The following is a 14,454-nucleotide window of genomic DNA, read 5'->3' on the forward strand; positions in this document are numbered from 1 at the left end:
GATGGCCGGGGACCCCCCTGTGTCCGCGACCGGCACACCCTCCTCCACGGCTACGGTCACCTTCGCCGAGTCCGCCACCGGCACGGCCGCGGCCGACACGGCCACCGTCTCGCCCGAGGCCGGAGCCGGCGAGGCCCGCTCCGCGAGCGCGCCGCTGCTGAATGCCCGCCGGGCGGTACCGGTCGCGGTGACTGCCGTCGTCCCGCTCCTTGTCATCGCCGGCACCGTCCTGAACCTGCCCGGCGCCGGGGCGGCCTCCGCTGCCGCCTCGGGGCCGGCGCTCGGCGCCACCGGCCACTTCTTCCTCGCCGTCGCCGTCGTGCTGACCGCCGCCCATCTCGGCGGCGCGCTCGCCCGCCGCCTCGGTCAGCCTGCGGTGGTCGGGGAGATCTGCGCGGGCCTCGCCCTGGGACCCTCGCTCCTGGGCAACCTGGCACCCGGAGCCATGGCCTGGATCTTTCCGCAGAGCACGCTCGGCCCCATCGACGGGCTGGCCCAACTCGGCCTGGTTCTCTTCATGTTCGGGGTGGGCCAGGAGCTGTCCGGCATGCGGCTGCGCGGTGCGGCCACCCGGGCCCTCCTGGTCAGCCAGTCCTCTGTGCTGGTCCCGTTCGCCCTCGGCACGGTCATCGCCGTGCCCTTGGCGGAGCGTTACGCGGGGCCGAACGGCGGCGGCATCGTCTTCGTCCTCTTCATCGGCTGCGCCCTCAGCATCACCGCCTTCCCGGTGCTCGCCCGGATCCTCTCCGACCTCGGGATCTCCCGTACCGAGCCGGGACGCCTGAGCCTGTTCGCGGCGGCGGTCGGTGACGGGGCCGGCTGGCTGGTCCTCGCGGCGATCCTGGCCGCGGCGCACGGCTCCGACGCCACGCTGCTGCTGGTCAACGGTGTGGCCGCGATAGCGCTGGTGGCCGTGTTCCTCGGGCCCGTCAAGAGACTGCTGGCCCGCCGGGCCGCGCGTGACGGGGGCGGGGCCGGCACCGGCATCGGCCTCGTCGTCGGGGTCGCCGGCGCCGCGACGCTCACGGCAGCCCTCGGGGTGCACCAGCTGATCGGCGCCCTACTGGTCGGACTCGCCTGGCCGGTGGCCCGGACCGAGACCGCTGCGGACCGCCTGACGGGCACGGCCAAGACCGTCCTGCTGCCGTTTTTCTTCTTCGGCTTCGGCCTGACCGCGGACCTGAGCGCCCTGACGTGGGACGGCGGAACCGTCCTCGTCCTCCTAGGGCTGCTCGCCCTGGCCACCCTCGGCAAGGTCGCCGGACCCGGCCTGTGCGCCTGGCTCACCGGCATGCGGCGGCGCCCCGCGCTGGTCCTCGGCGTCCTGCTCAACTCCCGTGGCCTGACCGAGCTTATCGTCATCCAGATCGGCTACGACGCCGGGATCATCGACGGCCGGATGCTCGCCGTCCTCACCCTCGTCGCCCTCGGCACCACCGTGATGACCAGCCCCCTTCTGCGCCTGCTCAAGGCGGACGGACTCGCCGGCCGGACCACCTCTTCGCAGGCCGCGGAGGCCGGACCGCCGCCCGAGGGGTTCGCGTACCGGAGTTGAGCGGGGCCGGCGGTCGTCCGTACCCGCACCCTCACCGAGGTGCCGGCCACCCGGCACCGCAAATCGAAGAGACCGTTCCAGGAGAAGTCGTGAGATGCACCTTCGCGTCCGCCCTCGGCCAGATGTCGGACGATCTGGTGGCCAGCTACACGACACTCCCCGCGACACCTACCTCCGCCACGACCACTGCTTCCGGTTCCGCGCCTTCGGCGAGGCCCGCGTCAAGGGCGAGGCCTACCGGTGGGACGACGGGTCCGCGTCGTTCTTCCGGAGCGAGGCCGTCAACGGTTACGCGGGAGGTGTGGAACGCAGGTACGCCCCCTGCCCGAGGTCGGCCGTGCCTTCGCCGAGGCTCTGGTGAACTCCCCGGCGGCCCCCGCCCGGAGCTCTGCCCGGCAGAGTTGAACAGGCGCAACGTGACCGCCACCGGCACTCGGCCGACCGCATCACCGTCGAACACGCCCTCGCTGATCACAAACGCTGGAAGCATCTGACACGATGGACCCACCGCCGCGTCCGCCTGCCTGACACCTACCGCGCCATCGCCGGTGTCGTATTCGACTGCACCATCGACGTCTGAAGACGGGCCACGACCAGGCCAAACACGACCCACCCACTATCACGCACCAACTCGTAAGGCCGCCCCGCCCGCCCGTTCGAGAACCGCCTTCGAACCCTGCGTCGTGCTCGAAGAAGCAAGGAGCTCTTCGACGGCAAAGCCGACCTACGCGCCACGCTGATACACGCGGGCTACGGTCCGTGGTTGCACCCGTTTGAGCCTTGAGGTGTTGTCGACTGGCCATCCGGGCGGCGTTGTGAATGCTCCAATAGCCGAGGACCTGGCCCTGTCCCGTGTGGTCTCCCCCGTACGGATCGCCTCGGGGTGCGGCATATGACAGGTCTTGCAGATGCTGGTGGCGTCCGGAAGACGAGCGCGCGAGGCGGAGGAGGCGTCATGGCACCCCTGGCCCGGATCCCGCTGGACGGCGGGGGTTTCCTTCTGGTCGAGCAGCCGGCGGTAGGGGACGGTCCGGTGAAGGCCGGCCGCGTCGGCGATGCCGTGCAGGAGTTGCCGGTGACCCTGCAGGCGGCGCTGGAGCCGGTCACCGAGGCCGCGCGTGCCACTCTCGACCAGTTGCGCAAGGCCCGGCCGGATGCGGTCACCGTCGAGTTCGGTGTCGATCTCGCGTTGGAGGCCGGGGCCGTGATCACCAAGAGCCAGGCTAGCTGCCATCTGAAGGTGACCATGTCATGGCAGCACGACATTGCTGACCCGCCTGCGGGCGGGAGCACGGGCTGATTCCGGTGGTCGGCGGGGAGAGCAAGCCCGGCGGCGACATGGCAGCAGATCTGCCAGCTGCGGTGGCGCAGGTGCTCAGGCCGGACGGTGTGGTGGCGGGGGCGGGGTTCCTGGTGGCCGATGCGGTCGTGGTCACCTGCGCGCACGTCGTCACGGCGGCCGGAGCCGGGCCCGGGCAGAAGATCATGCTGGTCTTCCCTCACGTGAAGGGTGCGGGCCAGGTGGAGGGGCACGTGTTGGATGATCTGTGGCGCGGTGCCGAGGACGAAGATGTGGCCTTCATCCGGCTGAGTAGTAGGTCGGCGGGGATGCGGATGGTACCGCTGGGGTCTGCGGAGGGGTGCCGGGGCCATCAGCTGCGCTCGTTCGGTTTTCCCGCCCAGGCACCGCCGCAGGGACATTTCGGGTTCGGGGTGGCCGGTGAGCTGCTGCCGCGGCCGGACGGCGGGGGCGGGCATCTGCAGCTGACCGCCGCCAACGATCTGACCACGGGTTTCAGTGGTGGCCCTGTTCTGGACGAGGTGACCGGTCTGGTCATCGGAATGCTCACCGAGATCACCGCTCCGGACGCGTACGCGCGGGGGCAGGGCATCGCCTATGTCACGCCCACGCAGGTGCTGCGAGAAATCTGCCCGCAGCTGGCCGAGCGGGAGGTATGTCCCTACCGGGGACTGGAGCCGTTCACCGCCGAACACGCCCGCTGGTTCCAGGGACGCACGGAGGCGGTGCGGCAGGTTGTGGCGAACCTCACCCGGCAGCGGCGGCTGACGCTGCTGCTCGGGCCATCAGGGTCGGGCAAGTCGTCGTTGATCCAGGCGGGGGTGCTGCGCGCTCTGGCGGCGGGGGAAGTGCCGGGCAGCGACCGGTGGCTGCCCGTGCTCGCCCGGCCCGGGCAGGACATGCTCGGCGAGCTCGAGCGTGCCGGACTGTCCGGGGCGTGCGAGGAGGGGATCGAGGCGGCGGTGCGCCGTCGGCTTGCAGCCGAGCCCGGCTGTGAGCGCGTCCTGCTGGTCATTGACCAGTTCGAGGAGTTCTTCACCCAGCCGGGCAACGGCCAACAGCGCCTGCAGTCGGCCGTCGCCGACCAGCTCGTCGCAACGGTCGGCTCCCCCACCCCGCTCAGTGTGATCCTGGTGATGCGCGACGACTTCTACCCCCAACTCGCCGCGAAAGGACCCGGGCTGCTGGAGGCCGCGATGCCCGAACTGCTCAATGTGCCGGGCGCGTTGAGCCAGCAGGACCTGCACGACATCATCACCCTGCCCGCTTCGGATGTGGGGCTGCGCTTCCAGCCGGGGTTGCCCGAGCAGATCATCACCGACGTCCTGGCGACCACGCCCGAGGCGACGACCACCCGCCAGGCGCCCGTGACCGTGCTGCCCCTGCTGGAGATGACACTCAGCCAGCTGTGGCTGAGGCGGCAGGACGGCTACCTTACCCACGAGGCGTACCGCCGCATCGGAGGAGTCAGCGGAAGCGTCACCACCTGGTGTGACAGCGCACTGAGCGCACTGGGCCCCGAGGAGCGGATCATCGCGCAGCGGGCCCTGACGTCCCTGGTGCACCCCGCCGACCCCAGCCACAACATCACAGCCGTGCGCACCCAGGTCCCCCTGGACGAGCTGCGCGAGCTGGCGGCCGACCCGGGCGAGACCCCCAACGGCGAGAGGACGGTGGTCGACGACGTCATCGCCGCCCTCACCCACCATCGCATCATCACCACCCAAATCCTCCAGTCCCCGTACCACCCCAGCACCCGCCCCGGGGAGCCGGTGGCCGAACTGATCCACGAAGCGCTCATCCGTGACTGGGACGCACTGCGTCAGTGGGTCGACCAGGACCACCGCTTCCAGGAATGGCTCGACCACGCCCGCGAACGGCAAGCCCACTGGGCCACCGCAAAGAATCCGGAAGACCTGCTGGCCGGGACAGCACTCGCCGAGGGACTCGAATGGTCCGGGCGACGTCGTCTGCCGGCCGAGATCACGGCCTTTCTCACCGCCAGCAAACAGCGCCAACGGGCTGCCATCCGCCGCAGCAGACGACTGAATGTGATCCTCGGCAGCCTGCTGGCCCTCGCCCTCGTGGCCGCGGGAGGAGCGCTCTGGCAATGGCGGACAGTTATCGCCGCACGACAGGCGGACCTGTCCCGGCAGCTTGCCGCCCAGTCCAGCGAACTCCTCGGAACGAACCCGGAACTCGCCGCACTGCTGGCCGTCAAGGCGTACCGCACCAGCCACACGCCCCAAGCACTTGCCAGTTTGAACAGGGCTGCGGCTTTGCCGGCACATCGTCGTCTCTCCGGGCATACCGGTGAAGTGCAGGAAGTCGCGTTCAGCCCCGATGACCGTACCCTCGCGACCGCCAGCAGCGACAAGACCGTCCGCCTGTGGGACGTGGCCACTGGGAAAACCCACACCAGGCTTACCGACTACGACAAGCCGGTGACGTCGGTGGCGTTCAGCCCCGACGGCCGCACCCTCGCCACAGGAAGCGCCGACAAAACCGTCCGACTGCGGGACACGACCACCGGCGAAACCCGCACCACACTCAAAGAGCACACGGAGGCAGTGACGTCGGTAGCGTTCAGCCCCGACGGCCGCACCCTCGCCACCGGCGGTCTTGATGCAACCGTGCGTTTGTGGGACACAGCCACTGGAAAGGAACGTACCCGGCTCACCGGACATGATAAAGGGGTGAACGCGGTGGCGTTCAGCCTTGACGGCCGCATCCTCGCCACCGGCGGTCTTGATGCAACCGTGCGTTTGTGGGACACGACCACCGGCAAAACCCGCACCACACTCAAAGAGCACACGGAGGCAGTGACGTCGGTAGCGTTCAGCCCCGACGGCCGCACCCTCGCCACCGCCGACGATTACGACGCTTTTCTGAGAGATGCAGTCACCGGCAAGAAACGCACCCCGCTCGAAGGCTCAGGGCCCTTGGTGGGTTTCAGCCGAGACGGCAAGACCTTTGCCACGTCAAGTTACCTAGGCGTACAACTGTGGGACGCAGCCGCTGGAACGCCCCGAGCCACCCTCTCCGGACACTCAGGCGTGGTTCTCTCACTGGCCTTCAGCCAGGACAGCCGTGCCCTCGCCACCGCAGGGCGCGACAAGACAGTGCGCCTATGGGACGCGACCACCGGTAAGACACGCACCACACTCACCGGACACAACGGAGAGGTGTACGAGGTGGCGTTCAGCCCCGACGGCCGCACCCTCGCCACCGCCAGCGCCGACAAAACCGTCCGCCTGTGGAACACAGCCACCGGCAGGACCCGCAACACACTCACCGGGCATGATGGCGAGGTCAATACGGTGGCCTTTACCCCCGACGGCCGCATGCTCGCCACCGGCAGCGACGACAGGACCGTCCGCTTATGGGACACGGCCACAGGCAAGGGACGAACCACGCTCCTAGAACACGACAACGCGGTATGGCGGGTGGTCTTCAGTCCCGACGGCCACACCCTCGCCACCATCGGGGTTGACAGCACCGCACACCTGTGGGATGCATCCACGGGCAAGGAACACACCATCTTTGAAGGAGACGACACCGCAGTGAACGCGGTGGCGTTCAGCCCCGACGGCCACACCCTCGCCACCGCCGGAGACGACGGAACCATCTACCTGTGGAACCCAGCCACTGGCAAGGAACTCAACACGTTCAAAGGAGACGACACCGCAGTGAACGCGGTGGCCTTCAGCCCCGACGGCCGCACCCTCGCCACCGCCAGCGCCGACAAAACCGTCCGCCTGTGGAACGCGACCACCGGGAAAGAACTCCACACTCTAACCGCGCACACAGGAGCGGTGTACTCGGTGGCATTCAGTCCTGACGGCCGCACCCTCGCCACCACTGGGGAAGACGGAACCATCCGCCTCTGGGACACGGCAACCGGCAAGGAACGCACCAGCTTTACCGACCCCACGCGGGATACGTACTCGCTGGCCTTCAGTCCCGACGGTCGCACCCTCTCCACCTCCAGGGCCGACGGAACAGTTCAATTGTGGGACATCAATACCTCTCTCAAACCAGACAAGGCAATCAAGCACATCTGCCGCACCTTCAACCGCGAGCTCACCCCGGGAGAACGCACCGCCTACCTACCCGACAAATCGGACGATCCTGTCTGCCCCTCGGACTGAGGACTCGGACTGACAGCGGCCACACCAAAATCGCCGTCAATGCCCGTCCTTTGGGTGCCATCCGTGTGCTCTCTGGGACGAGCGACTCGCTGCCTCACCACATAAGACACGACGCCGGAGCCATCCCTTGGCCCGCTCGTGGATGCTGAGCATCAATCAGTTCAGTGAGCGCCAATCACGGGATACATGGCTTTCCCAAGTCAAGGCCCTTGTAGCAGCAGCCCGCGGAACGATCCGTCGCCCGCCAGACACATCAAGATCGCTACACCAGAGTGACATTCCCTGCTCGCTGCCATCATCCTCGCGAGCCGGCAACACTCGCCATGATCGATCGCGAACTCTCGGCCATCCCCAAAGACCGCCTCCAGAGGGCCCAGACGCTGCTCATAGCCGCTGGCACCGGCGACTCGGCGGCGAGCCGGGACACGTTCTGGTCCATGGTGCCTTCAATCGCCCGGTTGACAGCCCACTCGATCTGCCTCGGCTTCGGCTGGAACCCCTGCTTCTGCGGGTTGCCCCGCTCCACGGCGCAGGTGCGCTCCGACTCCGGCTCGGCGATGTTCAACCGGGACGCCTTGCCGCCGCCCACGGTGCCACCGCTTCCTGCGGCGGCGGTGTTCCGAGCGCCGGGGAGCGTCCTGAGCCGGCGTGCCCTGCCTGCTGGCCGTGGCGGCACCTTCGGCACTGTCCTCGCCGAGCCGATGCGGCCCCGCCCCGCCGACGAAAGGCTCCTGGCTGGACCTCCTGGACAAACCTGACGGTTCGGAGTTCTCGGTGAGGCACGAGGGTGGTGTCGTCCTCCTCGAACGGGAAGGTGGGTGCGTATCGGGGCAGGAGGCTCCGGGGGCACGCGGACGAACACCTCACTCGGCTTGACCCCGCAGGTGCACGAGGTGCTCGAGGTCGGTCTCCCGGTGGCCCTGCACCGGGATCTCGGCGGTGCCCTCGATCTCACACATGCGCCGACCTTGCGGGCCTGATTCCCCAGCTCTTGAGTGCCATGCATCACAGTCAGTTATGTTGTGCACAATTTAATTGCTGGCTAGTGTCTTGAGGGAACACACCCCACCAGGGAGGTCGCAGCATGGATCCCGTCCGCTACGAGGATTACCGTCCCACCGAACGTCCGACGTACCAGCAGGAGTTGGATGCGGTGGTCGCGCAGGTGGCGCAGCGCACGCGCGCCTCGGTGGAGCGCGAGGCCGTCGGCCACGCCGTCCGCACCGCCCATGGAAAGACCTACGGCCTCCTCAAGGCCACCGTCACGGTCGGTGACAACCTGGGCTTCTACAGCCAGGGCATCTTCACAACGCCCACCGTGTACGACGCCGTCGTCCGATACTCCAACGGTCTCGGTCACCAGCGCCCCGACCACCAGCTGGGCGCGGCATGCGGGATGGGTATCAAGCTGTTCGGGGTCCCCGGCCGCTCACTGCTGGACGACGAGCCGGACAGCGGTACCTTCGACCTCAACCTGATCAACAATGAGGTCTTCTTCGCGAACACCGCCTACGACTACATGGTCATCGAGGAGCTGTTCGCCGAGCTGCCCGAGGCCCTGGTCAATCCAGCCCGCCGCAAAACCTGGATGGCGGAGTTCCTGACCCGAAGGGGCACCCTCACCGATCCCGGCGGCTGGCTGTGGGACGAACTGTTCGCCATGCTGTCGTTCACTACCGTCCCACGCAGGAACCTGCTGTTGTACACCTACAACAGCATGGGAGCCTTCCGGTACGGCGACCACATCGCCAAGATCCGTACCGTGCCGACGGCCGAGTCGCTGTCCTCCCTCACGCATCAGATCGTGGACGTGCGCGCGGACAACGAGGCGTTCCGCCGCACTCTGGTGGCCGAGGCCGCGGAGCGGGACCACTCCTTCGAGCTTCAGGTGCAGCTCAACACCGATCCGGTCCGCATGCCGGTGGACAACACCTCCGTGAAGTGGCCCGAAGAGCTGTCGCCCTGGGTGACGGTCGCCCGTGTGGACCTCCCGCGCCAGGACATCGGCGGCGAGGACAACCTGGCGGCCGCCGACGCCACATCGATCACACCGTGGCGATCCCGCGAGGAGCACCGGCCCATCGGCGAGATCCAGCAGGTGCGGCAGGAGGTGTACCGGCGCTCCTCCATCGAGCGGCACCGCATCAACGGGCAAGAGCGGCACGAACCGGGCTCCAGTACGGAACTGCTCGGCTGAGCCGCCTCAACCGCATCCCGCCCCGGTCTGCGCGGTCGGGGTTCCGACGTCGTGCGGGGGCACACGGCGCATACCACAGGCGTCGTGGCCGCCGCCAGGGCAGAGGCCTACGTCGGGAAGCCGTCGTGGAACATCACCTGGCAATGTTTCCAAAAACGCCGGCCTGTCTGCGTGTTGGCGTCTCCGGGAGTCACGGGGGCGCAGTTGTAGCCGATGCTCGCGGCTACCGCCCGTCGGGCAGCCGTAGGTCATGCCTGGATCGCAGCAGTGCTCCGTCTGACGGCTCCCCTCTCAGGAACTCCGCACTCAGGAGAACGCCGACGCAGTGAGCAGAATCGGCGAGATCGCGATCGTCGCTGCCGTTCTGGACAGGGTTCGGCATAGTCCTCCGGCATCGCGGCAGAGCAGCTCCTGACGGTCGGCCTCAACGCCGGCAACCTCGGCATCATCAGCTACCACCGATCACCGCGCGCCTCAGCGACCCTCACGTGGGTTTCTGCGCACGCGGTCGACGAGGCGCGCGCCCGGCATGCCGAGCATCCGGCCCTTGTACGGGGCGAGGTGGCGGGGGAGACCAGCGACGGCCGACGTGCTGCCCTTGCCCGCGCAAGGTAACGGCTGACCGACGGCTCGACATCTCCACCCCCGGTGCACAGTGCAGATGTGATCGCCAGTTGTTCAGCCGCCGGACCGCCGTCGTTGATGCTCCATTGGGGAGGCGGCTGTGAGGACGCCGCCCCGGCGCATCTTCGGAGACAATTGATTCCCTGGACATCGGCACAGCCGGTCGCCACGCCCTTACTTGGGAGCGACGTCTTCCTCGACCTCCTGGAGGGTGGAGGCGTCGACGAGTCCGGTGTCCTCCAAGACCTCCATGTGGTCCAGGACTGTCTGGTTGGCCTGGCGGGCGTGGCGGCGGATGAGGTCGTTCTGGGTGGCGGCCCGAACCTCACCGATCGTGGCGAAGATCTTGCCGTGCGAGGCGCGAAGAACGTTGGCGAAGAGCTTGTCGAACTCCTCGCCCTGGGCGTTCTCCAGATTCCGGACCCACTGTTGCTGTTCCTCGGTGGCCTCGTTGGGAATTTCCACGCCGAGGATCTTGGCGTCCTCGCGCACGAGCTGGTCGAGCTTGCTGTGCCCGTCGAGCAGGTGGAGCCCGGCACGTTTGACGGCTTCGCTGGAGGCGTGGGTCTGGGCGAGGCGGCCGGCGGGGATCTCCCACAGTCCGGCTTGGCGTACCTTCACGAGGAACTCGCGGTCCACGTCCGTGACGGTCAGGTTGGCCGCGCCCTTCTGGTCCGTCGCCGACTGTCCGGCACCACCTGTGGCGACATGTCCCCCAGCGCTCTGGGCCTGTCCCGCGACCGTCGGGCTGGCTGAGGCTTCGTCGGTGCCCGCCCTGATCGCGATGACGGCCGCGGCTATCACGGCGAAAACCGCGGCGATAATCATGATCGTCCGCCTCGATGCCCGCGTGGGTACGGCATGTCGGTTCGAATGCATGTGTTCTCCCGGTCGGTAGAGAGGGATTCTCCAGGGCATGTGAAGCGGACGCCTTTTACGGATGGACGGCACGCAGCGAGAGATACGGATGAGCACGCGGGGACGTTCAAGGAACGGTCAAGAGGCCGCCGTTGGTGACATAGCGCCTCGTGCACATGGTGGGCACTTTCGGACGGCCTCTCGGGAACGCCCGCGCCACCGTCTCCCGGGCGGGAGTCCGGCCGTCTCCTGGGCGTCCTTCACCGACTGACCGACCGGACGGCGGCCGCCCCCTGGGGCGACTCGGCGACCGTCGTCCCGCCGCACACGCCTGTGAACCTTCGCGACACTGCGCATCCCCACCTAGGGCACCCGCCTCTGACGTGCGCAGAAGCACGATCCCAGGAGACGGGAGAGTTCATCGGAACTTCACGGCCGATCCCGTCCGGCGGGGATCCGCAAGCGATGTCGCGTCCCTCTGGTGGACAGCGGCGCCCCGTCACACGCCCTCAATGAGTGGGGGCGGCGGGGGTGATCGGCCGGACGTGTCATCGCCGTGTGACTCGGCGCCGCGGCGGGTGGTGCGGGGACGGCTTCCACGGTTACAGCAGGGCGGCTGGAACGGCGTCCTCGGTGGTCCAGTCTCCGTCGAAGAGCGTCGCGACCAGGCGGGCGTGTTCGGCGGGGAGTTGGCCGGTGCGGTGCTTGGTACGGGCTTGGCGAGCCAGGCGTCGATCTTGACGGTGTCGCGTCGACGGGGATGGTCTCGCGGGCAGCGGGGGTGCGGCCTTCGCGGTGGAGGAAGAGTTCCAGGAGCTGCACGGTCAGTTCGAAGGTGCGGCGTGTGCGGCGGGCCGGGGCGAGGGGACTGTTCTGGGGCGGGAGGCTCAGGGCGGTCAGCAGGCTGCTGGCCGGGATGGAGGCGTGGCCAGGTGGTGAGCCGGCGGTGCAGCCAGGAGCCGATCTTCACTCCGGCGAGGAGGGTGCCCGGGGTGAGGGCGGCCGGGTCGGCACCGGAGGCGAGGCGGAGCGCGCAGCAGGTGGTATTTGCGGTGCCAGTCCGCCCCGTGGGGCAGGCGCCAGTCGGGGTCAAGGGCGGTGAGGGCGTCCGCGCGGGCGGGTCGAGGGTGTTCTTGGTGGCGAGGTGGCGTTGTTCGGCGAGCCAGGCGCCGACGGGGGTGGTGGCGGGGGCGACGAGGTGGCCGTGGGTGCACAGGTAGTCGGCGGCCGCGGCGAGGCGGGAGCGCCAGGCGGCTTCGTGCTGCGTCAGCACCGCTCCAGCGGCCGCGGCCGGGCCCGGCGCGAGGGGGCGGGAGACGGACGCGGCGCGGCCGGACGGCCTCCCGTTCCGGCCGGATCTCCTCCCGCCACGCAACGGGCCGGGACGGCACGGGACGCGGGCTTTGCGGTCCGCCGGAATTCCGATCAAGGAATTCCTTTCGGTACGGCACCCGGCCGACCTCGCCATTCGCGGCGCGAAAAGATCGAATTCCCTTTCTCCGATCATGCACGACCGTTCGGCGCCGCTTCATCATCAGCGTGTCCTGATGCCGACTTATAGCCTCCCTTTTCCTCTGCTTCAGTAGACCGCGTTGTGTCCCGCACCTCACGAGGAGGCCACATGGCCGAAGTCAGAAAGGTCGCCCGACCCGCGGTCACCGCGTCGACGCGGCCCTGCGCGTTCGTCTCGCCCGACAAGGGCAACGCGCCGACCATCACGCCCGTGCGCAAGCAGGCCGAGGCCGGCACCGCCCCCGCCGAGCAGCGGAAAGAGTCCGCGTCCACCTGAAGAACGTCGCCGGGGTAACGCCCTCGCCCTCCCTGGACGGTCGACACGTCCACAGGCGGACGGGACTTCGGCGACACGACCCGGGCTCCGGGGCTGATCGGGGCCCGTACGGCGAACCGCCCCCGGGAGGCGGGGCCGAACCCGCCGGGATCGGTCCGCGTCCCGGGGGTCGGCCACCCGGGCCGCTCTCCACCGACGCCGTGCCGCACCCGTGCCGCGCTTCCCGGCCGGGCCGTCGATCACGGCCGCGCCACGCACCGAGCCGAAAGCCGTGAGACGCAGGGAGAAGTATTCAGCATGCAGAATTCGATGTATCAGTCGTCGCGTTATGTCCGCACCCTGCGCAGCGCGGGCGACCGGGATTTCACGTCCTTCGGGGGGCGTCTCGGCTCGTACGAGGGCGACGAGCGGACCATGGCCTTTCACTCGCTTTATGGGAACGCGCGGATCATCGACAAGGACGTGGTCGAACTCCTGCGGGACGCCTCCCAGGGGCTCAGCGTGGACCGGCTGCGGGAGCGCATCGACGACGACGCGCTGCGGGATCTCGTGGAGGCGCGGTTCCTGGTCGAGGCGGGGCACGACGAGGCCCGGGAGATCGACGGGCTGCTGAAGACCCGCCAGGAGGCGCTGGGGAGCGGAGTGTTCCACTCCTCCATCCAGCTCGTGCTGACCAACGCCTGCAACTTCTCCTGCCAGGGCTGCTTCGCGTACAACTTCGACGGGGGCGTCGAGGAGCGCAACACGTCCGGCGAGTCGGTGAAGCCCGGTCCGGTGCTCGTGGAGCTGCGCCGGTCCCGCGAGGACACCGGCCCGGTGACGGCGCGCCAGGACTCGGGGCCGACGCTGGCCCACGGTGACTGGAACCACGGCTCGGACTCGGGCCGCAACCCGTCGATGCACATGTCGCGCGAGGTGGCCGAGAAGACGATCAAGGAGGCCATCGCGCTGCGGAAGGCCAACGGCGGCGGCCACCTGAGCGTGTCCTTCTTCGGCGGCGAACCCACTTTGGCCCGGGGGACGATCCTGCACGTGCTGCGCACCTTCGGCGACCGCCACGACGGCGTCAGCCTCTCGTACGACATGACGAGCAACGGCTCCCGCATCGACGCCGAGCTGCTGGCGGCGCTCGCCGAGCACCGGGTCGACACCACGGTATCCATCGACTACCTGGTGCCGGAGACAGGTGAGTTCCGCGGCGGACAGCAGCAGCGCACCCCCTGGCCGGTGGTCCGCAAGGCCATCCTCGACATGAAGGCCGCCGGTGTCCCGGTCAGCATCACCACGGTCCTCTCGCAGTACACCTGGGACAAGTGGGGCACCCCGCTGATCGACTTCGTCGCCGAGACCGGTCTGGACACCCTGGACGTCATCGTCTCCTTCCAGGCCAACGAGTTCTTCCAGAAGCACAGCCCGCACGACGTGGCGCAGCGGCTGCTGGCCGCGGTCGACTACGGGCGGGAGCGGGGGGTGCAGCTCAGCGGCTACTGGTACCAGACCTTCCAGATGATCATCGATGAGGCCAAGTGGGCCGAGCAGGCCGACTACAAGACGTGTCCGGCCGTCGGCCGGCAGCTCTCCATCGAGCCCAACGGCAGTGTCTTCGCCTGCAAGGCCACCGCGCGGGTGCTGGGCACCATCGACGACTGGCGGGGCATCTTCGCCTCCCCCGCCTACCAGGACTACGGCATGCGCGCCTACACCAACGGGCCGGGCTGCCAGGGCTGCGAGCTGCAGGGCACCTGCTCGGGTGGGTCCGCGGGCGCGCTGGAGGAGGAGAACGGGTCGATCCAGGTGATGTCGCCCGGCTACTGCGCCTATATGCGCGAGGTGGTCCAGGGGCTTCTGGAGCGGCACCACGCGGCCGGCCTCGCCGCACTGTCATGAGCCTGCCCGCGAACGGCGCCGCCGGCGGGCCGGACATGGCCGGTCCCGCTGCACGGCGCCGCCCCCGGCCGACCGAGGAAGGGTGACCGGCTG

General features: G+C 68.8%; 10 protein-coding genes. 7 read left to right on the plus strand and 3 right to left on the minus strand.

Features of this window, described 5'->3' with window-relative positions; translation table 11 throughout:
- Positions 1–19 precede the first annotated feature (19 nt).
- The 4 genes from ACFYOV_RS29900 (at position 20) to ACFYOV_RS29915 (ending at position 7,006) form a co-directional block, all read left to right on the plus strand.
- Positions 20–1,555, plus strand: a complete 1,536-nt coding sequence (locus tag ACFYOV_RS29900) for a cation:proton antiporter (protein WP_389092938.1) — start codon at positions 20–22, stop codon at positions 1,553–1,555.
- A 94-nt stretch (positions 1,556–1,649) separates the two neighbouring features.
- Positions 1,650–1,916 (plus strand): 2OG-Fe dioxygenase family protein, encoded by a 267-nt coding sequence (locus ACFYOV_RS29905; RefSeq protein WP_389092940.1) that lies wholly within the window; start codon positions 1,650–1,652, stop codon positions 1,914–1,916.
- Positions 1,917–2,510: 594 nt separating this feature from the next.
- The gene (locus ACFYOV_RS29910) at positions 2,511–2,855 is read left to right on the plus strand and encodes a CU044_2847 family protein (RefSeq protein ID WP_389092941.1); all 345 of its coding nucleotides are present in this window, start codon (positions 2,511–2,513) and stop codon (positions 2,853–2,855) included.
- Positions 2,856–2,893: 38 nt separating this feature from the next.
- Positions 2,894–7,006 carry a trypsin-like peptidase domain-containing protein gene (locus ACFYOV_RS29915; protein WP_389092944.1) on the plus strand — a complete coding sequence of 1,371 codons (4,113 nt, stop codon included), beginning with the start codon at positions 2,894–2,896 and terminating at the stop codon, positions 7,004–7,006.
- Between the two features lie 295 nt (positions 7,007–7,301).
- On the opposite strand, the gene ACFYOV_RS29920 is transcribed toward ACFYOV_RS29915, so the two are convergent.
- Positions 7,302–7,571 carry a hypothetical protein gene (locus ACFYOV_RS29920; RefSeq protein ID WP_389092946.1) on the minus strand — a complete coding sequence of 90 codons (270 nt, stop codon included), beginning with the start codon at positions 7,569–7,571 and terminating at the stop codon, positions 7,302–7,304.
- A 519-nt stretch (positions 7,572–8,090) separates the two neighbouring features.
- Here ACFYOV_RS29920 and ACFYOV_RS29925 point away from each other — a divergent pair.
- The gene (locus ACFYOV_RS29925) at positions 8,091–9,203 is read left to right on the plus strand and encodes a catalase family protein (protein ID WP_389092948.1); all 1,113 of its coding nucleotides are present in this window, start codon (positions 8,091–8,093) and stop codon (positions 9,201–9,203) included.
- 798 nt (positions 9,204–10,001) lie between these two features.
- Here the strand turns inward: ACFYOV_RS29925 and ACFYOV_RS29930 are convergent.
- Positions 10,002–10,655, minus strand: coding sequence for a DUF4142 domain-containing protein (locus ACFYOV_RS29930; protein WP_389092951.1), 654 nt, complete (start codon positions 10,653–10,655; stop codon positions 10,002–10,004).
- Between the two features lie 529 nt (positions 10,656–11,184).
- On the minus strand, positions 11,185–12,192 hold the full coding sequence (locus ACFYOV_RS29935; protein ID WP_389092954.1) for a Helicase associated domain protein: 1,008 nt from the start codon (positions 12,190–12,192) through the stop codon (positions 11,185–11,187).
- A 114-nt stretch (positions 12,193–12,306) separates the two neighbouring features.
- On the opposite strand from ACFYOV_RS29935, the gene ACFYOV_RS29940 reads away from it, so the two are divergent.
- On the plus strand, positions 12,307–12,474 hold the full coding sequence (locus ACFYOV_RS29940; protein ID WP_389092956.1) for a hypothetical protein: 168 nt from the start codon (positions 12,307–12,309) through the stop codon (positions 12,472–12,474).
- 297 nt (positions 12,475–12,771) lie between these two features.
- Complete coding sequence (locus ACFYOV_RS29945) at positions 12,772–14,361, plus strand: radical SAM protein (RefSeq protein ID WP_389092959.1); 1,590 nt, start codon at positions 12,772–12,774, stop codon at positions 14,359–14,361.
- The last annotated feature ends 93 nt before the right edge of the window (positions 14,362–14,454 follow it).

Origin of the sequence: Streptomyces sp. NPDC005931, assembly GCF_042871235.1 — a bacterium.
Taxonomy (GTDB): domain Bacteria; phylum Actinomycetota; class Actinomycetes; order Streptomycetales; family Streptomycetaceae; genus Streptomyces.

What these genes read in the sequence shown, in the direction of transcription:
- ACFYOV_RS29905 (WP_389092940.1), top strand. Translation starts at nt 1,650, where the DNA reads ATGCACCTTCGCGTCCGCCCTCGGCCAGATGTCGGACGATCTGGTGGC.
- ACFYOV_RS29910 (WP_389092941.1), top strand. Translation starts at nt 2,511, where the DNA reads ATGGCACCCCTGGCCCGGATCCCGCTGGACGGCGGGGGTTTCCTTCTG.
- ACFYOV_RS29945 (WP_389092959.1), top strand. Translation starts at nt 12,772, where the DNA reads ATGCAGAATTCGATGTATCAGTCGTCGCGTTATGTCCGCACCCTGCGC.
- ACFYOV_RS29935 (WP_389092954.1), bottom strand. Translation starts at nt 12,192, where the DNA reads ATGATCGGAGAAAGGGAATTCGATCTTTTCGCGCCGCGAATGGCGAGG.
- ACFYOV_RS29930 (WP_389092951.1), bottom strand. Translation starts at nt 10,655, where the DNA reads ATGATTATCGCCGCGGTTTTCGCCGTGATAGCCGCGGCCGTCATCGCG.
- ACFYOV_RS29915 (WP_389092944.1), top strand. Translation starts at nt 2,894, where the DNA reads ATGGCAGCAGATCTGCCAGCTGCGGTGGCGCAGGTGCTCAGGCCGGAC.
- ACFYOV_RS29925 (WP_389092948.1), top strand. Translation starts at nt 8,091, where the DNA reads ATGGATCCCGTCCGCTACGAGGATTACCGTCCCACCGAACGTCCGACG.
- ACFYOV_RS29940 (WP_389092956.1), top strand. Translation starts at nt 12,307, where the DNA reads ATGGCCGAAGTCAGAAAGGTCGCCCGACCCGCGGTCACCGCGTCGACG.